The sequence below is a fragment of the Leisingera sp. NJS204 genome (assembly GCF_004123675.1).
In the GTDB taxonomy this organism is placed as follows: domain Bacteria; phylum Pseudomonadota; class Alphaproteobacteria; order Rhodobacterales; family Rhodobacteraceae; genus Leisingera.
Window position 1 is genome coordinate 3,099,627 of record NZ_CP035417.1, and the last position, 23,168, is coordinate 3,122,794.

Here is a 23,168-nt window from a genome sequence, read left to right on the forward strand (position 1 = left end):
TCGGAAACTTCGCCACGGCCCGCGGGGCGTGATGTCGTATGTCCCCCATCCGCTGACGCAATCAAAGGACAGGCGCCGTCTGGCCCGCGGCTAGAATGCCCGATCAGTTTCCGCAAAGCCGCAAAGCCCAAGCGGAAGGCGACAGGCATCGGGGAGGACGCGCCGCCATGAAAGACAAGACAACCACCACCGAACAGGCCATGGCACTGATCCGGGACGGGGATGTCGTGACCACCACCGGGTTTGTGCAAAGCTGCATCCCGGAAATGCTGCACGCGGCCTTGGAAAAGCGGTTCATCGAGGAGGGCGCGCCCCGCGACCTGACGCTGATCATGTGCGCAGGCGCCGGCGACAGCAAGGGATTGGGGACCGGACGGCTGCACCACGACGGGCTGCTGCGACGGGTGATTGCCGGCAATTTCGGCCGCATGCCCAAGGTTGCGCAAGCAGCACAAGAGAACAAGATCTGCGGCTACAACCTGCCGCAGGGGGTAATCTCGCAGCTTTACCGGGCCTGCGCGGCGGGCCAGCCGGGGCTGTTCTCCAAGGTCGGCCTGCACACCTATGTCGATCCCCGCCATGGCGGCGGCAAGGTCAACAAAGTGACCGAGGAGGACATTGTCCGCTACCACGAGGTCGATGGCGAGGAATGGCTGTTCTACAAGGCCACCAAGATCGACGTCGCCTTCATCCGCGGCACCAGCGCCGACCGCTCCGGCAACATCAGCATGGAGCGCGAGGCGTTGACACTGGACTGCCTGGCCCAGGCAATGGCCGCCCATAACAACGGCGGCATTGTCATCGCCCAGGTGGAGCGCATCGTCGAGGACGGCTCGATCAAGCCGAAGGACGTGAAGATTCCCGGCTTGCTGGTGGACTGCGTCTGCTTGGCGGACGATCCGGACATGCACCGGATGAATTACGGCGTGCAGCACAACCCTGCCCTGTCCGGAGAGATCCGGGTGCCGGTGGAGGGCATCGCCAAGATGCCGCTGGATCAGCGCAAGATCATCGCCCGCCGCGCCGCCTTTGAACTGCCGCCCAACGGCGCTGTGAACCTCGGCGTCGGTGCGCCCGACGGCGTCGCGGCGGTAGCAAACGAGGAAAAGGCCACCCCCTATATCACCCTCACAACTGAGGCCGGCGCGGTCGGCGGTGTGCTGGCAGGCGGTTCCAGCTTCGGCTCCTCAGCCAATGCCGATGCCATCATCGACCAGAACCAGATGTTCGATTTCTACGACGGCGGCGGGCTCGACCTCACCTGCCTTGGCATGGCGGAATGCGACGCCGAAGGCAGTGTCAATGCCTCCCGTTTCGGCGGCCGCCTGAATGGCTGCGGCGGCTTCATCAACATCTCGCAGAACTCGCGCGCGGTGGTCTTTGCCGGCACGTTCACCGCTGGCGGGCTGAAGGTTGCGGTTGAGGGCGGCAACCTGCGCATCGTCCAGGAAGGCCGCAACAAGAAGTTCGTCCGCCTGATCGAACAGATCACCTTCTCCGGCCCTTACGCCTCGCAGCGCTCGCAGCCGGTGCTTTACGTAACCGAACGCTGCGTGCTGCAGCTGACGCCCAAGGGACTGGAACTGATCGAGATTGCGCCCGGCATCGACCTGCAGCGCGATATCCTGGATCAGATGGAGTTCAAGCCGATCATCGAGAACGTCAGCCCGATGGATCCGCGCATTTTCCAGGATGAGCAGATGGGGCTGATGAATGACCTGCTGAACCTGAACCTGTCGGAGCGGGTCACTTATGATGCCGCACGCCACACCATGTTCCTCAACCTCGAAGGCTGGAGCGTCAAGAAGAAGCGCGACATCGAGGACCTGACCCGTGTCTTGCAGGATGCCTTTGTCAAAAGCGGCCAGGATGTGAACATGGTGATAAACCAGAACGGCTTCCGCATTGCCGAGGATCTGCAGGATGCCTATGCGGCATCGGTCGGCCGGACACTGGAGCGCCACAGCGCCTCGATTGCCCACTACACCACCAGCGCCTTCATGCGCCTGAAGATGCAAGGCACCCTCGCCAGCCGCAGCGTGCAACCGCATATTTTTGAGAGCGGCGAAGAAGCGCATCAGGCCATTTGGGGGTCCTGAAGCGGACACAAGCCCGCGCCAGCCCGTATCGGGCTGGCCACCCCTTCCGCACCCATCCGCGCGCGCCGGAGAACCGGTCCGGCCGTTCGTTCCAGCACTTGGCAGGCGCACAAAACCTTTCATGCAAAAGATCCGTAAGTCCTTAAGGTAAATACGGTTTCCAAGGGCACCGGGTTGCCGCCAGCTGATGAAAGCCCGGGGCCATGCAGATTTTCTAACGAGAGCTGGACAGGAACTGCATTTTTTTTAAAAACCCTCTTGCACCCCCTCGCAACAAACTTTAGACAGCGCCTCACCGATGGGGTGTAGCCAAGTGGTAAGGCAGCAGTTTTTGGTACTGTGTATCGTAGGTTCGAATCCTACCACCCCAGCCATCGGCCTTTCACACAAGAAAATAAGCACCCGGCGCACCCACTAGCCCCGGAACTGCCCCCGGTTTCGGCCCCAGTGTTCCTGGACGATTTCGGTAAGCTGACGAGGCCGCTTCCCCATGGCTTGAGAGTTGCTGGCGGGGCCGCTAGCTAGCTCAGATCTTGGGTAAGGCTGTACTTGGATCTGACCTCCCCCTAGTCGCGGGAGAGGCCGTTGGCGTTATGGCTGAGTATAGTCGGCATAGGGATAAGTAATGGAAGCGAACCGTTATCCCGGGAAATACCAACCAGAACAAACCACAAGTTCTTCCTTATCAAAGAACCAAAGAATCGAGGAGCTCAAGACGTTCCTGGAAGCGGCGCTGACGGCCCAGATAACCGGGTGAGCGGGGAATATGGCGAACCTCCAAGTAATCATCCTCTCGATCCGGGGTTAGCTCCCGCACCTCATCCAGCCCCCGAATGTTATGCGACATTTCCACGAACTGCCCGAGCACCCTTAGAGCCGACGCTTTCATCCCGGCCTTCAACCGCTTGGCATAGGCGTAGTTGATGATGAAGCTGTCATGGACGCACAGGGCCGGTATTTCTATTCGCGTGAACGCCCTGATCAGCATGTTCGCCATGATGCTATCAATGTTCATCAGATAGATCCCTCGGTCAGCGCAGATATCGTCCCTGAGGAAGGGGTGTTTCTCCACGAAGGCATCCAGCACCTTGAACAACTCGGCATTCTTCATGGACTTCTCCTGGGAGCCAGTCGGCGCATCGTTCCTGAAAGCACTGCAGGCCTTGTTCCTCGAAGATGCATTCAAAGCCATTAGAACGAGAGACTTGACCAGCTTGCGTTGCTTGGCCGGATCCATGTCCTTAATCAGACCATCCTCCAGAACGTAGGGGTCGCTCTCGAGCTGAACGCCATGCTTCGCAGCCAGGATGGCTACGTGCAGGGCTCGGTAATCCACTTCGACGGTCGGCTGATCGTTGATGTGGATGCGTTGTCTCAACTCGCTTCCGCAGTTCTGCCACCAACCCCCAAAGAAACGCCCGCCACACCTCCAGTCATTCCGGTTGAATATGCGAACGACGTGATGATCAAAGCCGCCGATGGCAAGCCGCGCCATTTGACCGGTTCGCGGGCCTTCCTCGATTGGCCTGTCGATCCAAGGCTGCTCCAGATCAGGGATGTCGATAAAGGTGCGCTGCAGAAGCCAGTTATACCTCTCCAACTCCGCCCGCATCTTCACTGAATCCGGCGTGTCCACGTATTCGAGGTTGCGCTGAGACTTCTCGAGCCCTCGCATCACGACGCTTTCTTTCTTGGGATGGATAAGGATGTGCTGCTGCCCAAACTTAACCTGACGGAACAGTCGGCAAAGTGATTCAGCTGCCCGGATGCGTGTGGTTCGGTTCGTGCTAGCTCTGGGTCCTGAGTAGCTACCAGCGGCGAACGCAATGAAGCCGCCATCATGCAGGCTATGAACAAGCTTGGGGGCCGCACGAGACAGGCCAAACCAATTATAGCGGCTGCTAGCTGTCCACGCGGTGTTGTTCATGTCCACGGCAATGCTGAGCTCTGGATCTCTATCCCATGCTTCAAACAGATTTAGCAGTAGGATTTCTAGCTGTTGTCTTCGGGTGGCCTTTGGTTTCACACCTCCTTTCTTGAGGGCAGTTGCTTCTGGCTCCCCAATGCACTGCTTCCAGACCAGATTGGTTAGCTTCGATACGTCAGGGTGCTTCGAAAAGCGGTGGATGTTGAGGGTCCGCGAGTAATACGGATCTGCGATGATCAGGTCATTGAGTTGCACTTCTGAGCGAAAGTTGTTCATCAGGTTTCCTCATGGCAGTTTGCTCTTGCTCCAAACCGGTAATGGCTTGGACACGAAGGTGATTTCACTCAGACCGCGAGCGACGATTACCCGCCCGCGACCCACCTTTTCGGCTTTAATATTGGCTAGTTAGCAATCCGGGAGGCTGCCCAGCCGTGGGGCAGCTGGACGATCTACCCAGAGCCCAGACAGCGGCGGCGGTTTCTCCTGAGCCTTCGAGCCGGTCATTCCTATCGGTATTGCTCGCTGGGTCCGGAGCAGAGTTTCCAAGTGTTTCGAGCTTGCCGCATCGCGTCGGAACGCTCCTATTTCTTCCCGATGCCCACGCAACTTCCGCTGCAACCTCTTCCAGTCTCTCGGTATTCTATTTTCGCACCAAGAAAACGGTTTGCCGTGTGCCATGTTCACTCCATTCAAGCTGTAAGGCGCACGAGGAGTCGAACCCCTCGAACGCATTCGTTCAGAGGAGGAAATTTTCATCACGGAGACTAAGTCACGCACGCGAACAGCTAAGCCTGCGATCGAGGCTCTAGCGGCGTATGCGAGATTAGCCGTAGCTCACCAGACAACTGGTAAACACGTGGCTGTAGCCTCGTTTATGTGATGTATTCTAAGCGGAAGACCGAATACACGTATCCCGATAGAATAGCCCTTCCCACAGGGGCTTCAGTAGGACCTTACTTAAGGCCTTCAAAATCCGAAGAAATCTTAGTGGGAGGCTAACTCATCAGGGATCCTTGCCGTGTTATCTCTGGGACTTGCTTGTTACCGCTAAGGGCTCTCAGAGGTCAACCACGATTTCTACCACCCCTTCCTCAGGGACGATATCTGCGCTGACCGAGGGATCTATCTGATGAACATTGATAGCATCATGGCGAACATGCTGATCAGGGCGTTCACGCGAATAGAAATACCGGTCCTGTGCGTCCATGACAGCTTCATCATCAACTACGCCTATGCCAAGCGGTTGAAGGCCGGGATGAAAGCGTCGGCTCTAAGGGTGCTCGGGCAGTTCGTGGAAATGTCGCATAACATTCGGGGGCTGGATGAGGTGCGGGAGCTAACCCCGGATCGAGAGGATGATTACTTGGAGGTTCGCCATATTCCCCGCTCACCCGGTTATCTGGGCCGTCAGCGCCGCTTCCAGGAACGTCTTGAGCTCCTCGATTCTTTGGTTCTTTGATAAGGAAGAACTTGTGGTTTGTTCTGGTTGGTATTTCCCGGGATAACGGTTCGCTTCCATTACTTATCCCTATGCCGACTATACTCAGCCATAACGCCAACGGCCTCTCCCGCGACTAGGGGGAGGTCAGATCCAAGCACATCCTTACCCAAGATCTGATCCTGCTAGCGGCCCCGCCAGCGGTTTTCAAGCCAAGGGAAATCAGTCCCGCCAGCGCTCCGAAACTGCCCAGAAAAACGGGGGCCGAAAACGGGGGCAGTTCGGCTCTTTCGAGCTCGTCAGCGTCTTATTCTATTGGAGGAAAGGCCGATGGCTGGGGTGGTAGGACGCCTTGCCCACCGATCCGCTTCATCGCCTTAGCCGCCCCGTCAGCAAACCTGGGGCCGTTCCTGGGGCGGTTCGGTAGCTAATGACCCGTCTCCGGGCAGCTAGCGACCTGCCAACAAAAGATCCCAGCCTAGAACCGTTGCCGAGCCGCTGCCAACTTCCCAGCCTGCCGCTATCGATCCGCTGACGAGAGGGGACGGTGGAGACCCGATGGTGGCGAGGCGTGGTGTGGGTGGAGATATGCGCTTGAAGCCCAGAGACAAGGTGCTAGGCTTTGGCAAGTCATTGATGGCAATGCAGAAAGCCTTCACTGTTTTACTTTTTTCGTCGGAAGTTTGCCAATGCCAGGGAAATTCGAACTCTACGAGGATAATGCAGGTGAGTTTCGCTTCCGGCTAAAAGCTCGCAGCGGCGAGAACATTCTGGCTAGCGAAGGCTACAAGCAAAAGGCTAGTGCCGAGAACGGCATCGAGTCGGTCAGGAAGAACGCCGGAGACGATGCGTGCTACGAGCGCAAGGAAACCTCCGCCGGAAAGCACATGTTCAACCTGAAAGCCAGCAACGGTCAGGTGATCGGCACCTCGCAGAGCTACGCCAATGCGTCGGGACGGGACAACGGCATCGAGTCGGTCAAGAGGAATGCGCAGGACGCAGGTGTCGACGATCTGAGTAGCGATCTGAGTCGGAACCGAATTGCTCAAGTCAGGTCCCTTGCACAAGCTCTTCCTGATCAAAGTGACATCGTCAAATTTGGCCTCACCGAGAAGGGCAAGGTACAACTCGTTGCCGTTCCGAATACGGCTGATGACGTGGAAAGGATCATCACCATTCGCGAAGAGCTGATTTCAGCAGATGGTCCAATAGCTGCCTTGAGCACTCGCTACTCTCGGAATCCTAATGCCCCCCAAGCCGCCTTGCTCGAGAGGGTCATAGGGAGCTATGCAAAGGAGCTCAGCAAAGACATACACGACATCAACTTTGCTGTTCTGTTTGTAAGAGGCACCCGGCTAGTGTCCGCCTCAAATACAGCTCAGCACAATATTCAAACTGGAGAATGGCCTGACTTCGAGCCCGAGGAACAAGAAGCGCTGGATTCCCTGATCGCTCTTCATGGCCCATTGATGATGGCTACGCCAGTCGGCAGAGACCTAGTGGCAGCTTCTAACGAGTTTGATGGCACGCCGGAGAAAAGCAAAGAAGAGGAAGGGCTTTTCCAAGAGCTTGCTGAAACGGTTGCTGACGAGACCGAAGTGTTTGAAGCCGAAACGCTGGATGCTATCCATGACATCACAACACCCGTTGAATTCGACCTTCATCCAGCAAGAACCCGCCGTCTCCGCGTTCTACTCGCAGGGTCCTTACTAACTTCCGTTGCTGGGGCCTCTGCCTGGCTCGCTTCTCTGGGATCCTCTTTGGCACTGATACCGGCCGTAGGAGGAATGTTCATCTGGGAGGTGGTCAAAAAAACTGATGATTTTAAGTCTGTCACTGATTTGCTTGCGAAGGGCTATGATGGCATGCCCGATCAAGCGGCGGAACAGCTGAAGAATCTGAAGCGCATGTCGAAGCTGCTCGAGAAAAGGCGTGCGATGTTCACGAAGCTGGCTGACCTTCGCCCGGAATTTGGATGGGCAAAACGCTACATCAAACCCGAAGAAACAGTCGACGACGGCGAAGAGTGAGTTTTCACCAGCCGCTTTCAACTGCTAGCGGCGCTCTGACTGGTGCTATTGGGGAGACCCGCCAGGCAACAGATCTCTCCAGGATTATACGGGGGCGTTCTTGAACTCGTCGGTAGGGACGAGAAGAAGGAACACTAGGAGCGCGAGGTTAGCTGGCGGAACGAGAACCAGCAGGAACCACCATTGATTTACTCCGGTGTCTCGGGTTCGGCGAACCCCGAAAGCGAGGAGAACCGCTGCGACTGCTCCAATTGCCAGAAGCGACAGGACGCCTAACCAGCTATCAGGCTCCGTCAGAAACAGCGCGACCAACACCAGCGTCAGCAGACCGGTCACCACTTGCACGATCAAATACTCTCTTCGGGACACACGGCCAGAGAACCCGAAAATGTAGTTCAGCAATGGTGCTGCGGCGGTATTCAATTCAGTTGCAGAGTGTTTACCGGTCCGAATGAGCTCTTCAGACGCCTCCGATGCTTGCGTTGCCGCCTGCTCAGCAGCCTTCTTCACTTTTGCATTTAGCGCTGGGTCGGTGATTGCCTTGTGAGCTCTTTTCACGCCCAACTCAGTCAGACGGATCAAAAATAGTCCACTGATGCCGATAGATACGATTGCCAACCAAACTGGATACGGCGGGTTGACAACGTACCATATGGTTGCGCCAGCAGCGGCTGTAGCGAGCAGCGAAAGTAGTGAAAGAAAACGATCCATTATCTACTCATTCAGTTGTTCAAGTCAGTTTCGTGATCGTGCCCAAATTGCCAATCGAATGCGCCGCGTAGTTTTGAAGCGCCCAGCAAATGAGACTCATAGTCTGTAGATTATAAGTCTACAAGGTTGCTCTGTCCGATCATGGCGATACGCAGGCTTGTAGGGCAAAATCTCAAAAGGTTCCGGGAGGAAGCCGGGTTCTCGCAGGAGGCCCTGGCCTTCGAGTGCGGCCTTCATCGAACCTACGTAAGCGGCGTGGAGAGGGGGGTGCGCAACCCCACGGTACTGGTTCTTGAGAAGCTTGCCGAGCCGTTGGGGGTGCCCCCATGGAGGCTTCTGGTGCCACCTGATGATCAGCCAAACTAAGAATTATCCTCTGATAAAAAAAGCAAAGTGAAAGCCCCGGCGAACCTGCCAAGGCCCGCCGAGGTTAGGATCATGGTATCTTCCGGGTCAACACGTATTCCGCGAGCCAAGCCCAGTATGCCGCCGCATTAGTGAAGCTCTGAGCCCGAGCTGCCAGATCTTCAGCGGCCCTACGAGAAAGACCGCCATCGTATTCAGCGATAGCGGCCCTTTCTTCGAACTCCTCAATGTTGGGTGGTCTCATCCCGGCACCGGCAACCTGATCTGGTCTATGATGGACCGCTTCTGTTCGTCTGAGATGCCTGCGGAATAGATGCCGTAGGTGATCCCGTTCTCCGACCGCGCTGACTTATGACCCACCAGTGAAGCCGTGAAGTGCTCCGGGACACCTGTACGCTCGCATTGAGTGATGAACCACTTCCGGGTCGAATGAAACACCAACCCTGGACGCTCCAGCCGCAACCGCTGCCGGGCCTTGGCAAACGCCTTGGTGATTTGGTTGACGGTCAAGTCAGGGAACAACGGGCCGAACTCAGGCAACTCTCTGAAAAGGTCCTGCAACACTGGGTGCACCGGAACCAGTCTCTCCGCAGCATCCGTTTTCAACAGCCGCAGCTCATTTGGACGAACCCAAGCAAAGGTCCCGAGGTTGCCCTTCGACACCAGATCCTCGCGAAGCAGGCCAGCCGCTTCCCCGGCACGCATCCCTGACAGTAGGCAGGTCAGAAACACCGGGTGCAGATCACCGCTTCGGTCAGCCAGCAGTCTCTGCACTTCCTCGTCCGTCGGCACTGCATAGGGTTTGGGCCGAACCTTCTGGTCAAACAGCACTGACTTGAAGGGATTGGCTTCCAAGGCCCCCTCATAGACGCACCAGTCGAGGAAATGGTTCACCTGCGACCAGATACGCTTCTGGGTCCGCACGGTTATCTTGGCTGCGCAGTTCTCCGAGAAAGACAGCAGACCGTCTAGGCTCAACCCTCTCGTTGACGCTGACTTGCCAACTAGCGGGGACAGCTTGGCGATCAAACCAAGAAACTCCCTGCCGTCATCTCGCCCAAGGCTGCAGAGCGACCGTTCACCATACCGGCTAGCGAACAGCTCCACCGAATAGCGCACCGACTTGAACCCGCCATGGCGAAGCTGGCTGCTCCGGTGCCTCAAGTACATGTCAGCGCGGTCACCGATCAGAATCTTCTGCTTTGCGGCCAACCGGTTGAAGTCAGGCCGGTCAATAACTGCTCCGGAGTCTGCCAGAGAGGCCCGCAGGCGGTCGAGAGCGCCTTCTGGATTAGCTGCCCATGCAGAGGCAGTTCTGCTGTTCCTTGGAGCGCTCAGTGCTTCCTCTGCGAGTGACCGAACCTCAGCCACCTGCGTTTCATAGCGAGCGTTCAATTCAGCTGCCCGGACGCGGGCGGTAGCGGCGTCTCTCGTCTTCAACGATTGTTTCAGAGCTTGCTGGCCGAGAGCCAGAGCTACGTCTTTCGGGTAATGGCGTCGATAGAGCCACGTGTGACCCTTCAAATACGCATACTTGATCTGAGCAGACATAGCGTCTCCTCCTTTTGGTTTTGAGATTGGGGAAAAGGGCTTCAGTCGCCCTCGTAGACCCGCAGGATCAGGTCGAAGTCGGGCTCGCCGTATTCGCCTTCCAGTGGTCCCGTAAGGGAGTAGCCACCCACGCAGTCGTCGAAGACTTCGGTGATCCGGAACAGATGCTCCGGCCAGTCTTCAGATGCGCGGATGATCACAATGTCGTCGGGTTGATACTCGACCATCAGTCGATCCTGGCAAACAGGACGATGATGATCTTGCCGATGACGATTTCACCGCTGCTGGACCGTCTGGCCTTGATCGGCTTGGACGCTAGCAGGTACTTCGCAAGTATATGAGACAGCATGATAAACCTCCGTAGTTGCTATCGATTTAGATACGGAGTGGCTCTCGGTTTTTGGAGGCTCTCAGGTGGGTCAATTGCAAGGAAGAGTTCTCATCAGAAACAAATGGCCATTTACTTTGTTCCCCAATTGTTCCACTGTAGATTATGGCAACAGGAATCTACCATAGCTTGCAGATTCAGACGCAGACAGAGACTTGCATGCCAAAGAGATTTTTCGAAGAACGTGGCGACCAGTCAGTAGTTAAAGCCCGTATAGTCCAGAAATACTTCGCCGCATGGGCGAACATCGTTGTCGGAACCGCAAGTAGATATGGTAGCGGGAAAATCGCTTACATTGACCTTTATGCTGGTCCGGGTCGGTATAGAGACGGAGCGGCTTCAACGCCCTTGTTGGTTCTCGAGGAAGCAATCAGAAATCCACGTGTACGCGGCGCCCTCGTTGCATTGTTCAACGATTTGGATGAGAATAACTCAGCAACGCTACAAGGTGAAATCGACGCGTTACCAGGCATTGATCAACTAAGGTATAAACCTACGGTTCAATGCAATGCTGTTGGGAAGGACGCAGAGGACTATTTCTCAAAAGCTGAGCTCGTACCCTCGTTCACGTTCTTCGACCCGTTCGGATACAAGGGCCTGTCTCTTCGCTTGATCAATGGAGTGATCAAGGATTGGGGGTGTGATTGCGTGTTCTTCTTTAACTACAATCGGATCAACGCAGGCCTCACAAATGATAAGGTCAAAGAGCATCTAGACGCTTTGTTCGGTGAAGATCGAGCGAAGCGGCTGAGAGACAAAGTGGATGGTGCAAGCCCACTGGTTCGCCAAGAGCTGATTTTGGAGGAGCTGGCCAACGCGCTGACGGAAATGGGGGCGAATTTCGTTCTACCCTTCCGCTTTAAGAATGAGCAAGATCGGCTCACTCATCATCTTGTGTTTGTTTCAAAGGATTTCACCGGCTACCGAGTGATGAAGGAAATCATGCACAAGGAAAGCTCAACTGCAGACCAAGGTGTAGCTTCCTTCGCTTATTCGCCTGCTGACGAAAGCATGCCGTTGCTTTTTGAACTCACCCGCCCTCTTGATGACTTGGAGGGTATGCTATTGGAAGAATATGCAGGTCGGACTCTAACTATGGACCAGATCTTTCGCGACCATAGCGTTGGGCGTCCTTACATCGCTAAGAACTACAAGGATGTTCTGACGAAACTAGAGAAGGATGGAAAAATAGCTGTTACTGATCCTGAGAACAAGAAGCGTCGAGGGTTTGCAGGTAGGCTAGTCGTCACCTTCCCAAAGGCGGAAAATTAATGGGAACAAACTCAAAAATCGAATGGACTGAGGCTACCTGGAACCCGGTTGCAGGCTGCAGTATCATATCCCCAGGCTGCACCAACTGTTACGCGATGCGGATGGCTGAGCGCCTGGAAGCAATGGGACAGCCAAAGTATATGGCGCTTACCCGGCGATCGGGTGGGCGAGCAAAATGGAATGGCAAAGTCCGCCTCGACAGCGCCTCACTAGCCATTCCCTCCACATGGAAGAAGGGGCGAACGATCTTCGTCAACTCCATGTCGGATCTATTCCACGAAGAAGTTCCGTTAGCCTTCATTCAACAAGTTTTTGGCGTAATGAGGGACTGCCCTCAACACACATTCCAAGTTTTGACAAAGCGTTCGGAGCGTGTTGCCGAACTCTCATCAAGCTTGGACTGGTCTCCAAACATCTGGATGGGCGTTAGTGTTGAAAATGCCGATTACACTTTCCGTATAGACGATCTTCGTCGAACTGATGCCCTAGTAAAGTTTCTCTCTCTGGAACCTCTAGTTGGCGATTTAGGTCAGTTAAGGTTGCAGGGCATTGACTGGGCTATAGCAGGTGGTGAAAGCGGTCCAGGCGCTCGATTTATGGACCCAGAGTGGGTGCGTTCGATCAGAGATCAGTGCGTTGCTGGCAGCGTTGCATTTCATTTCAAGCAATGGGGCGGCGTTAACAAGAAAAAGTCAGGACGGACCCTTGATGGAAGGACATGGGACGAGCTTCCTGAACGAGCCGTTGCATAACCTAACCCATCCCTCCACACACCACGCCTCGCCACCATCGGGTCTCCACCGTCCCCTCTCGTCAGCGGATCGATAGCGGCAGGCTGGGAAGTTGGCAGCGGCTCGGCAACGGTTCTAGGCTGGGATCTTTTGTTGGCAGGTCGCTAGCTGCCCGGAGACGGGTCATTAGCTACCGAACCGCCCCAGGAACGGCCCCAGGTTTGCTGACGGGGCGGCTAAGGCGATGAAGCGGATCGGTGGGCAAGGCGTCCTACCACCCCAGCCATCGGCCTCTCACACAAGAAAACAAGCACCCGGCGCACCCGTTAGCCCCGAAAGGGCCCCCGGTTTCGGCCCCAGTGTTTTGGCGTGCTGCTAGAGGCTTCAAACGGGTGTTCAGGGTGGGTCGGGAGGCCCCCAGTCAACCGCTGGAGGCCATCGCCACGGGTTAGAGCAGGCTGAAGTACACACCGTTTGCCCAGTGATCCCAGTCGTCGCGCTTGTTATCCGCCGCTGACCCCTCCACCAGATGCTCTGGCCGACAGCATAGTTCGTTACCGCACCGGTGCCGAACCATCGTCGTCGTCCCGATGACCGCTCGGTTGGCGACACAGTAGACGAACCTCGCCGCCGCTACCTGCCGCCCTCGGAACCGCATCTTGGGCCGTTGCTGAGTGGCTTTTACCCAGCATCCGTTCTCATCCTCCTGGACGTGTCGCGGTTTGATGCCGCTCCTTTGATAGCATTTATTGCAGCAAAGGAGACGAACTATGGGACTGAAACGGACAGAAGAATTCCGGGCCGATGCGGTGCGGATTGCGCTGACGCGCGGGCTGAGCAGGAAGCAAGTGGCCTCTGATTTGGGTGTTGGCCTTTCGACCCTGAACAAGTGGATCACAGCGCATCGCGACACCGAGGTGGTATCCGACAAAGACCTCGACCTTGCCCGAGAGAATGAACGGCTTCGACGGGAGAACCGCATTCTCAAGGAGGAGAGGGAGATCTTAAAAAAGGCAACGCAGTTCTTCGCGGGCCAAAAGCCATGAGGTTCAGGTTCATCGAAGAACACACTGATACCTTCAGCGCCAAGCGGATGTGCAATGTGCTGGATGTCAGTGAGCGCGGTCTACGGGCCTATCGCAGCCGCCCGGCCAGTCAAAGGCAGCGCACTGACATGGTCGTTCTGGCGCATATCAAGGAACAATCTCGCCTCAGCCTGGGCAGTTATGGCCGCCCACGGATGACCGAGGAACTGAAGGAGTTGGGCCTGAACATTGGCCATCGTCGCGTCGGGCGTTTGATGCGTGAGAATGGCATCCGTGTCGAACGATCTAAGAAATACAAGGTGACGACCATTGCCCGGCAGACGATTGCGAAGCAATCAGCCGAGAGGGGGACAGCAACCACGCCTTCAACATCGCACCCAATCTGCTGAACCGGGATTTCTGCGCAGATGCGCCCAATCAGAAATGGGCAGGTGACATAAGTTACGTGTGGACGCGCGAGGGCTGGCTCTACCTGGCGGTGATCCTTGATCTGCATTCCCGGCGGGTGATCGGTTGGGCCATCAGCAATCGGATGAAGCGGGACTTGGCGATCCGGGCGCTGAACATGGCTATAGCCTTCAGATCACCGCCTATGGGCTGCATTCATCATACGGATCGTGGATCGCAATACTGTTCTCATGACTATCAGATAATCCTGCGACAACACGGGTTCAGCGTGTCCCCCTCTCATGCATGTAAACATGCACTGCCGGGGCAGTGGATGAGCGGCAAAGGAAATTGCTATGACAATGCGGCCATCGAGACCTTCTTCAAGACGATCAAGGCAGAGCTGATCTGGCGAAGGTCGTGGCCAACGCGTAGGGCCGTTGAACTGGCCATCTTCAACTACATCAATGGCTTCTACAATCCGCGACGGCGGCACTCAGCATTGGGCTGGAAAAGCCCCGTCGCATTCGAACGGAAAGTGGCCTAAACGAGCACTTGGAGCGGCACGAAAACGGGACACGTCCAGCGGGCAATCGAACCATTTACGTGTTTGAGCTGCTGCAGGCTCGGAGGCAACTTCATCCCAACACAGCTTGTACAGCCCGCAGCGCGGCTGCCACCACCTGATCAGCTTCCGCGCGGCTGAGACAGAACGGCGGCGCAAAGCCCAGGATATCCCCCTGCGGCATGGCGCGGGCGATGACCTTGTCCTGCTCCAGCAGTTTGGCCGAGATCTGCGGTCCGATCTTGTCTGCTGAATCAAAGAAAGTGCGGCTGCCCTTGTCCTTCACAAATTCCACGGCACACAGCATTCCCTCGCCGCGCACGTCGCCCACATTGGCGTGACCGGACAGTGCCTCTGCCATGGTGGCGTTCAGATAGGCGCCGGTCTCGCCTGCGTTCTGCACCAGGTTCAGCTCATCGATCAGCTTGAGGTTGGCAACACCCGCTGCCGCACCGATCGGGTGCGCCGAATAGGTCCAGCCGTGGCCGATCGGGCCGTTTTCATCGGTGCCCTGTTCCAGCACCTTCCAGACCTTGTCCGAAATGATGGAGCCGGACAGCGGCGCATAAGCCGAAGTGAGGCCCTTGGCGATGGTGATGATATCAGCCTCGATACCATAGTGATCCGAACCGAACATGCTGCCGAGACGGCCAAAGCCGGTGACAACCTCATCCGCAACCAGCAGGATGTCGTGCTTCTTGAGCACCGCCTGAATGGCGGACCAGTAGCCTGCGGGCGGCGGTACGATGCCGCCGGTGCCCAGAACCGGCTCACCGATGAAGGCAGCGATTGTATCTGCGCCCTCACGCTCGATCAGTGCCTCCAGTTCGGCGGCGCAATGGGCGACGAACTGCTCCTCGGTCTGGTCCAGGTTGTTGCGGCGGAAATAGTACGGCGCCTCGGTGTGGATCACCTGTTCGATCGGCAGGTCGAACTTCTTATGGAACAGCTCCAGCCCGGTCAATGAGCCGGTGACCAGCCCCGAGCCGTGATAGCCCCGCCAGCGGGAGATGATCTTTTTCTTTTCCGGGCGGCCCAGGATGTTGTTGTAGTACCAGATCAGCTTGACGTTGGTTTCATTGGCGTCCGAACCGCCGAGGCCGAAATAGACCTTGGACATGTTCGCAGGCGCCCGGTCCAGGATCATCTTGGACAATGTGATCGAGGCTTCGGTACCGTGGCCTACATAGGAATGATAATAAGCCAGTTCCTTGGCCTGATCCCCGATCGCCTCGGCGATTTCCTTGCGGCCATAGCCCACGTTCACGCAATAAAGACCGGCAAAGGCATCCAGCAGCTTGTTGCCGTCGCGGTCTTCGATGAAGACACCGGATGCGGTCTTGATCACCCGGTTCGGGCTTTCCCCGCGGGCGTGCTGGGCCAGATGAGTCGAGGGGTGGAAAAAATTCTCGCGGTCCCACTGGTCGAGTTGGTCGTTCTTCAGCATCGTTCTTCCTCTCTCTTGCCTGCGGGGCTCAGGCCCAGTCGCGGCATATGTACTTGATTTCGGTAAATTCTTCCATGCCCAGACGGGCGCCTTCGCGGCCAAGGCCGGATTGCTTGGTGCCGCCAAAGGGGATCGGCGCGCCGGTAACTTTGGTGCGGTTCACAGCAACCATGCCGTACTGCAGCGCCCGGCTGAGGCGGTAGATCCGGCGCGGGTCGTGGCTGTGGAGATAGGCCACCAGCCCGTACTCGCTGTCATTGGCCCGGGCCACCACTTCTTCCTCGGTATCGAAAGGGGTGACGGGCGCGACCGGGCCAAAGGTTTCCTCGGACATGATCAGCGCATCTGCGGGAACATCGGTCAGCACGGTGGGTTCATAAAACAACGGCCCAAGTGGGTGGCGCTTGCCGCCGCAAGCCAATGTTGCGCCCTTGGCCAGCGCATCCGCCACATGCTGCTCCTGCTTTTGCAGCGCCTTTTCGTTCATCAGCGGCCCGAGATCGCAGTCATCCATACCTTTGCCGACGCTCAGTGCCTTGGCAGCCTCAATGAACTTCGCGCAGAACTCCGCATAGACCGGGCGTTCGACAAAGATCCGGTTGGCGCCCAGGCAGTCCTGACCGGAGGTGGCGAATTTCGCCTTGATCGCTTCATCCACCGCCTTGTCCAGATTACAGCCTTTGAAGACGATCACCGGCGCATGGCCGCCCAGCTCCATCACCAGCCGCTTCACGGTGTCGGCCGACTGGCGGTACAGAAGCTTGCCGGTATTGGTGGAGCCGGTGAAGGATAGCGCCCGCACCCTTGTGTCGCGGGTCCAGGGTTCGACGATGGCAGGGGCATGGCCAGTCACCACGTTGAACACGCCTGCAGGGACGCCTGCACGCTCGGCCAGCTCCGCCAGCGCCAGCGCGCTGAACGGGGTCTCACCCGAAGGATGCGCCACCACGGTGCAGCCCGCCGCCAGCGCCGCCGCTGCTTTGCGGGTCAGCATGGCAGAGGGGAAGTTCCAGGGCGTGATCAACGCCGCCACGCCCACCGGCTCACGCCACAGTTCCACTTCGGCGTCGGGCAAATGGCTGGTCACGCCTTCGATGTTTGGGCGTTTGGCCTCTTCGGCGTAGAATTCCACAAAGGCGGCGCCATAGTCTATCTCGCCGCGCGCCTCGGAAAGGGGCTTGCCTTGTTCCAGCACCATGATGCGGGCAAGGTCTTCCTTGTGTTCCAGCTGCAACTCATACCAGCGCCGCAGGATGGCGGCGCGCTGCTGCGGCAAAAGACCTGCCCAGGCCGGGAAAGCTGCCTGCGCCGCGTCCACGGCGGCACAGGATTCTTCTGCAGACAGACTGGCGACGTGGCCAAGTTCAGCACCATCCGCCGGATCGCTGACCGGGAAGGTTTCGCTGCTTACCGCGGCGCGCCACTTTCCATTTATGTAGGAAAATGAACGAACTAACGCCTTGTCAACAATGTCCGCGCGGGCAGAGAGAGCAGTCGCTGTCATGGAAGTTCTCCTGTGCTTTACAGGAGAGCTTGTCTGATGCTGACAGACGAAGTGTCTGAAGTTTCCTGAAACAGCAGAAGAAACAGCTGGCTTTTGCGCCAACCAGCTTGATTTGAAGATATCACCCGCCGGACGGGTTCATCTGCCGCTTGATGACGCCGGCTCCCATGAAGCCGCCATCGATCGGCAGCACAACTCCGCTGACGTAAGCGGCCCCGGAACTCAGGAGGAACTCCGCCGCAGCACCAACTTCATCCGGGGCTCCGTAGCGGTTGGCAGGAATACCGCTGCAATAGGCGGTTCTGGTCTCCGCGTCATGCATGCGGCTGACCAGCTCGGTCTCAATGGCGCCGGGTGCCATGGCATTGACCGTGATCCCTAGTTCGGCCAGCTCGACCGCCATAACCCGGGTCAATGCATGAACGCCCCCCTTGCTGGCCCCGTAAGCAGAGCGCCCGGTTCCTCCGCGTTCACCGGCGGCGGAGCCCATCAGCAGGATGCGGCCATAGCCTTGACCAGCCATCATCCGCGCCGCGCCGCGCGCGCACAGGAATGTCCCGGTCAAGTTGATGCCGATCAGCCGGTTCCAATCATCCAGCGAGGTGTCGAGGATGGTTTTTTCCACACCGATCCCGGCGCAATGCGCCATTCCGTGCAGTGGGCCGCCAAATTGCTGAACCGCCGCGAACATCGCCTCGACGTCGGCTTCGCGGCTGATATCAGCCTCAATCGCCAAGGCTTCGGCGCCTGCATCGCGCAATTCGGAAGCCGTGGCTTCGGCTGTGCCCGCGTTGCGGTCCGCAATGACCAGTTTGGCACCGGCACCTGCAAGCCGACGGGCAATTGCCTGCCCGATCCCGCTTCCGCCGCCTGTTATCAGAATATTTTGCCCCGAAAACGTGCCCATGCCGCAGCCTCCTCCACTCCTCTGACACCCAGCCTAACCTGCTGCCCGCAAGCTGTTTGGGTCTGCATACGACTGGATTCCACCTGAAACTGCCGTTTCAGTCCTGCCGCAGCAGAACATCCAGAGGCGGTGCGCCAGCCCCTTTTACAGGTTTGGTCACAACATAGGTGAAGTATCGGGAAAGTCCGATGCGGGCGTCCAGCATCTCATCAATCAGCCGCTGGTAAGCATCGATGTCGCGGGTGACTATCTGCAGCAGATAGTCAAAGCCGCCTGCCAGCGCCCAGCAGGCGGTGACCTCGTCATAGCGCTGCATCGCCGTTTCAAACGCGTGGAAACTGGCAGCGGTGTGGTCAGCAATCTCAGCGGCGACAAACACAGTCAGATGCGGCGCCAGTTTCTTGAGGTTGATGCGGGCGCCGTAGCCCTCAATCAGACCGGCCTGTTCCAGCTTTTTCAGCCGGTCCCAGCAGGGGGTCGGCGACAGGCCGATCCGGTCGGCCAGCGCGGCCTTGGTGATGCGGCCCTCGGTTGAGAGCACGCGCAGAATGTCGAGATCGCGCTGGTCCAGTTGCATAGGCTTGCCCTATCAGGCGCCGGTGACGCCGACAACTGCCACACAGTCACCGGATTTGATCAGGCCGGGGAAATGGCGGCTGATCACCAGCCCCGCGCGGCGGGCGCGGTATTCCACCGGCCGCTGCCCGGTGCGGTCGAGCGGCCACACACGGGCCACGAGATCCCCCTTGGCAACTGTTTCGCCCAAATCGGCCATCATCTCATAAAGGCCGTCGCCTTCGCTGAACAGGAAGCAGTCGTCATCCGGCATCGTCAGGTTCACGGTCTCTTCCAGCTGCATCTCCCCCTGCAGGATGCCGAAGTGGATCAGCACATTGCGCAGCCCCTTCTTGGCGATGGCATTGCTGCGCGCGGAGGACGATCCGCCGCCGCCCAGCTCCGTGGTGACCAGAACTTTGCCCATTTCCTCGACCGCGGTGTCATACATGCCGCCGCTGTCGATCTCCAAAAGCTCCACCGAATAAGGCGCGTTGAACGCCTTCATCGCGGCAAAGCAGGCCTCCTGCGCAGCCTTGTCCTCCAGGATATGCGCCGCGGCAAAAGGCACGAAATCCAGCGTTTTGCCGCCAGAGTGGAAGTCCACCGCCAGATCCGCCATCGGCAAAAGCGTGCGCTGGAAATAATCGGCGATCTTCTCGGTCACGGTGCCGTCGGGCCGGCCCGGGAACGACCGGTTCATATTGCCCTTGTCGATCGGCGAGGTGCGGGTGCCGGCCCGGAATGCCGGATAGTTGAAGGCCGGCACAATGATCAGCCGCCCGGTCACATCCTCTGCCGCCGTCGTGGCAGCCAGCTCGTGCAGGGCAATCGGGCCTTCATACTCGTCGCCGTGGTTGGCGCCAGTCAGCAGCGCCGTCGGCCCCTCGCCGTTCTTGATCACCGTCAGCGGGATCATCACTGATCCCCAGGCCGAGTCATCCCGGCTGTAGGGCAGTTTCAGAAATCCGTGATGCACGCCGTCCTGATCCAGCGCGATGGTGGGGGAAATCGGGTTTGCCTTCATGGGTCAGTCCTTAACGAACATTTTGCGCGGCACATCCGACAGGCACTCCGGCCCGTCCACCCCGATGCGGATGCTTTCAGTGATCTCGAAACCCCAATCCTCCATCCAGAGGCCGGTCATGAAGTGGAAGGTCATGTTTTCTTCCAGAACGGTGGTGTCGCCCGGACGCAGCGACATGGTGCGCTCGCCCCAGTCCGGCGGGTAGCTGACGCCGATCGGATAGCCGGTGCGGTTATCCTTTTCGATGCCGTATTTCTTCAGCACCTTGAAGAACGCCTTGGCAATGTCCTCGCAAGTATTGCCGGTTTTTGCCATTTCCAGACCCGCTTCCATGCCTTCCAGCACCGCCTTTTCCGCGTCAAGAAAGGTCTGTGTCGGCTTGCCTAGAAACACCGTGCGCGACAACGGGCAGTGGTAGCGGTGCACAACACCAGCGATTTCAAAGAAAGTACCCTCGCCGGATTTCATCGGCAGATCGTCCCAGGTCAGATGCGGCGCGGCTGCATCCGGTCCTGACGGCAGCAGCGGCACGATGGCGGGATAGTCGCCGCCAAAGCCCAGACCCTCGTCATAACGCAGGGCGGCGTCATAGATATCTGCCACCAGATCGCATTTGCGCATCCCTGGCTCAACCTTGTCGAAAATCCGCTGATGCATGCGCTCGACGATCTTGCCGGCCTGGCGCATATAGGCGAGTTCAGCCTCGGATTTCACCGCGCGCTGCCAGTTGACCAGCGCGTTGGTGTTGGCAAAACGGGCATTCGGCAGATGCGCCTGCAGGGAGGCATAGGCAGCTGCGGTAAAATAGTAGTTGTCCATTTCAACGCCGATAGTGCCGCCGTCCAGCCCGCGATCCGCCAGCTGCGCCGACAGGTAATCCATCGGGTGGCGGTCAGTCGATTGCACGTAATGGTCCGGATAGCCAATGATACTGGCGGGGGCCATGAAGCAGGTGCGCAAAGCGCCATTGGCATCCTGGCCGCGGCCGTACCAGAGCGGCTCACCCTCGAGGCTCAGCACGACGCATTGATGGACATAGAAGGACCAGCCGTCATAGCCGGTCAGCCAGTTCATGTTCGAAGGATCCGTGACGATCAGAAGGTCGATGCCGCGGCGGGCCATCTCGGACCGGGTTTTGTCTATACGCGCCTGGTATTCGGAGCGGGAGAAATACAGCTTGGGGTCTGCCATATGCGTGGTTCCTGGTTGATCAGCTGGTGAAAGTGGCGCCTGCCCCCGCCGCATCTGCGCGGGAGCCTGCAAGGGTTGCGATGGCGGTGTCCTGAACGCCGGTGCCGGTCAGGTCGGCAATGATCAGATCACTGTCCGCCTGGCGCCCGGCGGCCTTGCCTGAAGTGACATCTCCCAGTTCGGTGAAACTGCGGTCATTTGCGATCAGCCCCGCCCCGATGGCACTGCGCAGCTCGCCCTTGACGGCACACTGCGCCTGGCTGTCAGGCACGTATAAGTCTGCCTTGGCCAGGCAAGCGGGGTCCAATTCACACTTGTGCTCCTGATCCGACCCCATGGCGATGACCAATTGGCCAGGCCGCAACCACTCCGCTTGGATCACGGGGTCAGCAGCGGGGGTGGTGGTGACCACAATGTCAGCTGACAATACTGCCTCTCCGATGTCAGTGCTGGCCGAGATTTCCAGCCCAAGCTCTTCGCGCAGGATTGCAGCAGCGGCCTCAGCCCTGGTGCTGTCCCGCGCCCAGATGACGGCGCTTTTGATTTCGCGCACCAGGGTCATCGCCTTCAGCTGCATCTTCGCCTGCACGCCCGCGCCAATGATGCACACACGCGCGGCATCCTCCCGCGCCAAATGGCGCGCCGCAACCGCCCCGGCGGCGGCGGTACGCACGTCGGTAAGGTAGCCATTGTCCAAAAGCAGCGCCTCCAAAAGGCCGGTCTTGCTGGAAAACACCACCATCAGTCCCGTGGTGCTGGGCAGCCCAAGCTTGGGGTTATCGAAAAACCCCGGGCTCATCTTCATCGCAAAGCTGCCGATCCCCGGCACATAGGCGGTTTTGACGCAGACCTCGCCGTTATGATCCGGCACAGGCAGCGTCATGATCGGCGGCATCACCACCTTGCCCCCGGCCAGCGTGGTAAAGCCCTGCTCAATGCAATCCACTGCATCGCCGTCCAGTGGCACCAAATCGCGCAGCTCCGTCTCAGTCAGGATCTTGATGTCAGGCATCTGCGCCCCCCTTGGTTTCGGCCGCCACGTCGACATCTTCTCCGTTGATGATGCGTTTGTGCAGCGCCATGTCGATGTTCTGACCACTGACCAATGAGACGCAGCAGCCCAGATTTTCGATCTTGCCCGCCAGCAGGGCAGCGATGCCAACGCTGCCGGAACCTTCGATCACCTGGCGTTCTTCGAAATACGCGTGGCGGATGGCGGCGGCAATTTCCGTCTCGGAAACCAGCACCACATCATCGACAAAAGCCTTGGTCATTTCAAAGGTATAGGCATTATCCAGCCCGATGCCACCACCCAGAGAATCCGCAAGCGTGGCTTTTTCTTCTACCAGGACCGGTTTGCCGGCCTGCAGGCATTCATACATCGCCGCGCCGCGTTCCATCGAGATGCCGATAACACGGATCGCCGGATTTGCCGCCTTCATCACCATCGCCACGCCGGAAATCAGCCCGCCGCCGGACAGCGGCACCAGCACAGTGTCCAGATCCGGCGCCTGTTCCAGCATTTCCAGCGCCACGGTGCTTTGGCCCGCGATGATGTCGCGGTGGTCAAATGGCGGCAGCATGGTCATGCCGTCCGCCACCAGCCTGTCGACCTCAACCTGGGCATCGTCCTGCGAGCGGCCCGCAATGCGCACTTCGGCGCCGTGGGATTTGATGCCCTCGATCTTGTTTTGCGGCACCAGCTCCGACATGCAGATGATGCAGCGCACCCCGGCCTGCGCCGCGGCATAGGCCAGCCCGCGCCCGTGGTTGCCGGTGGAGACGCCAACAACCCCCGCCGCGCGCTGTTCATCGGTCAGCGACAAGACCGCGTTGGTGGCGCCGCGCAGTTTGAAACTGCCGGTGATCTGGGTGCTTTCCAGCTTCAACGAAACCTCTCCGCCGCAAAGCGCGCTGAGAGAGGGCGAAGGTACCAGTGCCGTCTGCCGGATTTTCCCGCCGATCCGCGCCCGGGCCTGATAGCTGTCCTGAAGGGTGATTTTGTCAGTCATTGGATCTGTTTAGC

The 23,168-nt window shown here is 58.2% G+C and carries 20 protein-coding genes, 1 tRNA gene and 1 pseudogene; 8 read left to right on the top strand and 14 right to left on the bottom strand.

Annotation, left to right across the window (positions count from 1 at the left end; all coding sequences use genetic code 11):
• Positions 1 to 167: 167 nt before the first annotated feature.
• Together ETW24_RS15185 and ETW24_RS15190 are read left to right on the top strand one after the other, a co-directional pair.
• The gene (locus ETW24_RS15185; protein WP_129371838.1) at positions 168 to 2,099 is read left to right on the top strand and encodes an acyl CoA:acetate/3-ketoacid CoA transferase; all 1,932 of its coding nucleotides are present in this window, start codon (positions 168 to 170) and stop codon (positions 2,097 to 2,099) included.
• Positions 2,100 to 2,398: 299 nt separating this feature from the next.
• Positions 2,399 to 2,473: transfer RNA gene (locus tag ETW24_RS15190), tRNA-Gln, on the top strand.
• 311 nt (positions 2,474 to 2,784) lie between these two features.
• On the opposite strand, the gene ETW24_RS15195 is transcribed toward ETW24_RS15190, so the two are convergent.
• Positions 2,785 to 4,302: a hypothetical protein gene (locus tag ETW24_RS15195; protein WP_129371839.1), complete on the bottom strand. Its 1,518-nt coding sequence runs from the start codon at positions 4,300 to 4,302 to the stop codon at positions 2,785 to 2,787.
• A gap of 853 nt (positions 4,303 to 5,155) precedes the next feature.
• On the opposite strand from ETW24_RS15195, the gene ETW24_RS15200 reads away from it, so the two are divergent.
• Together ETW24_RS15200 and ETW24_RS25405 are read left to right on the top strand one after the other, a co-directional pair.
• Entirely contained in the window at positions 5,156 to 5,485 is a 330-nt protein-coding gene (locus ETW24_RS15200; RefSeq protein WP_129371840.1) for a hypothetical protein, read from the top strand.
• A gap of 668 nt (positions 5,486 to 6,153) precedes the next feature.
• Positions 6,154 to 7,494 carry a YegP family protein gene (locus ETW24_RS25405; protein ID WP_254695622.1) on the top strand — a complete coding sequence of 447 codons (1,341 nt, stop codon included), beginning with the start codon at positions 6,154 to 6,156 and terminating at the stop codon, positions 7,492 to 7,494.
• An 84-nt stretch (positions 7,495 to 7,578) separates the two neighbouring features.
• On the opposite strand, the gene ETW24_RS15210 is transcribed toward ETW24_RS25405, so the two are convergent.
• The gene (locus tag ETW24_RS15210; protein ID WP_129371841.1) at positions 7,579 to 8,205 is read right to left on the bottom strand and encodes a DUF805 domain-containing protein; all 627 of its coding nucleotides are present in this window, start codon (positions 8,203 to 8,205) and stop codon (positions 7,579 to 7,581) included.
• Positions 8,206 to 8,346: 141 nt separating this feature from the next.
• Here ETW24_RS15210 and ETW24_RS15215 point away from each other — a divergent pair, with 141 nt between their 5' ends.
• A complete protein-coding gene (locus ETW24_RS15215; RefSeq protein WP_129371842.1) occupies positions 8,347 to 8,571 on the top strand; it encodes a helix-turn-helix domain-containing protein in 225 nt (74 codons plus the stop codon).
• A 240-nt stretch (positions 8,572 to 8,811) separates the two neighbouring features.
• Here the strand turns inward: ETW24_RS15215 and ETW24_RS15220 are convergent, their stop codons facing one another.
• The 3 genes from ETW24_RS15220 to ETW24_RS25120 are packed head-to-tail and all read right to left on the bottom strand — an operon-like array spanning position 8,812 to position 10,471.
• Positions 8,812 to 10,122: a DUF6538 domain-containing protein gene (locus ETW24_RS15220; RefSeq protein ID WP_129371843.1), complete on the bottom strand. Its 1,311-nt coding sequence runs from the start codon at positions 10,120 to 10,122 to the stop codon at positions 8,812 to 8,814.
• Positions 10,123 to 10,163: 41 nt separating this feature from the next.
• Positions 10,164 to 10,349, bottom strand: coding sequence for a hypothetical protein (locus tag ETW24_RS15225; protein WP_129371844.1), 186 nt, complete (start codon positions 10,347 to 10,349; stop codon positions 10,164 to 10,166).
• Positions 10,349 to 10,471, bottom strand: a complete 123-nt coding sequence (locus ETW24_RS25120) for a hypothetical protein (protein ID WP_302664661.1) — start codon at positions 10,469 to 10,471, stop codon at positions 10,349 to 10,351. The genes ETW24_RS15225 and ETW24_RS25120 overlap by 1 nt, the downstream gene beginning before the upstream one ends.
• 198 nt (positions 10,472 to 10,669) lie before the next feature.
• Here ETW24_RS25120 and ETW24_RS15230 point away from each other — a divergent pair, with 198 nt between their 5' ends.
• Together ETW24_RS15230 and ETW24_RS15235 are read left to right on the top strand one after the other, a co-directional pair.
• Positions 10,670 to 11,782 carry a three-Cys-motif partner protein TcmP gene (locus tag ETW24_RS15230; RefSeq protein ID WP_129371845.1) on the top strand — a complete coding sequence of 371 codons (1,113 nt, stop codon included), beginning with the start codon at positions 10,670 to 10,672 and terminating at the stop codon, positions 11,780 to 11,782.
• Positions 11,782 to 12,534, top strand: coding sequence for a DUF5131 family protein (locus ETW24_RS15235; protein ID WP_129371846.1), 753 nt, complete (start codon positions 11,782 to 11,784; stop codon positions 12,532 to 12,534). The genes ETW24_RS15230 and ETW24_RS15235 overlap by 1 nt, the downstream gene beginning before the upstream one ends.
• Positions 12,535 to 12,961: 427 nt before the next feature.
• Here ETW24_RS15235 and ETW24_RS25230 read toward each other — a convergent pair whose 3' ends face one another.
• On the bottom strand, positions 12,962 to 13,171 hold the full coding sequence (locus tag ETW24_RS25230; RefSeq protein ID WP_368075931.1) for an HNH endonuclease: 210 nt from the start codon (positions 13,169 to 13,171) through the stop codon (positions 12,962 to 12,964).
• Positions 13,172 to 13,283: 112 nt separating this feature from the next.
• Between ETW24_RS25230 and ETW24_RS15240 the strand changes: the two are divergent.
• Positions 13,284 to 14,493 (top strand): annotated as a pseudogene (locus ETW24_RS15240) (IS3 family transposase).
• Positions 14,494 to 14,584: 91 nt separating this feature from the next.
• On the opposite strand, the gene ETW24_RS15245 reads toward ETW24_RS15240, so the two are convergent.
• The 8 genes from ETW24_RS15245 to eutB form a co-directional block, all read right to left on the bottom strand.
• Positions 14,585 to 15,958 (bottom strand): aspartate aminotransferase family protein, encoded by a 1,374-nt coding sequence (locus ETW24_RS15245; protein ID WP_129371847.1) that lies wholly within the window; start codon positions 15,956 to 15,958, stop codon positions 14,585 to 14,587.
• Positions 15,959 to 15,986: 28 nt separating this feature from the next.
• Positions 15,987 to 17,462: an NAD-dependent succinate-semialdehyde dehydrogenase gene (locus ETW24_RS15250; RefSeq protein WP_129371848.1), complete on the bottom strand. Its 1,476-nt coding sequence runs from the start codon at positions 17,460 to 17,462 to the stop codon at positions 15,987 to 15,989.
• Between the two features lie 121 nt (positions 17,463 to 17,583).
• Positions 17,584 to 18,369 (bottom strand): SDR family NAD(P)-dependent oxidoreductase, encoded by a 786-nt coding sequence (locus ETW24_RS15255; protein WP_129371849.1) that lies wholly within the window; start codon positions 18,367 to 18,369, stop codon positions 17,584 to 17,586.
• A 97-nt stretch (positions 18,370 to 18,466) separates the two neighbouring features.
• Positions 18,467 to 18,946 carry an Lrp/AsnC family transcriptional regulator gene (locus ETW24_RS15260; RefSeq protein ID WP_129371850.1) on the bottom strand — a complete coding sequence of 160 codons (480 nt, stop codon included), beginning with the start codon at positions 18,944 to 18,946 and terminating at the stop codon, positions 18,467 to 18,469.
• A 12-nt stretch (positions 18,947 to 18,958) separates the two neighbouring features.
• On the bottom strand, positions 18,959 to 19,951 hold the full coding sequence (doeB, locus tag ETW24_RS15265; protein WP_129371851.1) for a N(2)-acetyl-L-2,4-diaminobutanoate deacetylase DoeB: 993 nt from the start codon (positions 19,949 to 19,951) through the stop codon (positions 18,959 to 18,961).
• A gap of 3 nt (positions 19,952 to 19,954) precedes the next feature.
• Complete coding sequence (doeA, locus tag ETW24_RS15270) at positions 19,955 to 21,142, bottom strand: ectoine hydrolase DoeA (RefSeq protein ID WP_129371852.1); 1,188 nt, start codon at positions 21,140 to 21,142, stop codon at positions 19,955 to 19,957.
• Positions 21,143 to 21,161: 19 nt separating this feature from the next.
• Positions 21,162 to 22,154: an ectoine utilization protein EutC gene (eutC, locus tag ETW24_RS15275; protein ID WP_129371853.1), complete on the bottom strand. Its 993-nt coding sequence runs from the start codon at positions 22,152 to 22,154 to the stop codon at positions 21,162 to 21,164.
• A complete protein-coding gene (gene eutB, locus ETW24_RS15280) occupies positions 22,147 to 23,154 on the bottom strand; it encodes a hydroxyectoine utilization dehydratase EutB (protein WP_129371854.1) in 1,008 nt (335 codons plus the stop codon). The genes eutC and eutB overlap by 8 nt, the downstream gene beginning before the upstream one ends.
• Between the last annotated feature and the right edge of the window lie 14 nt (positions 23,155 to 23,168).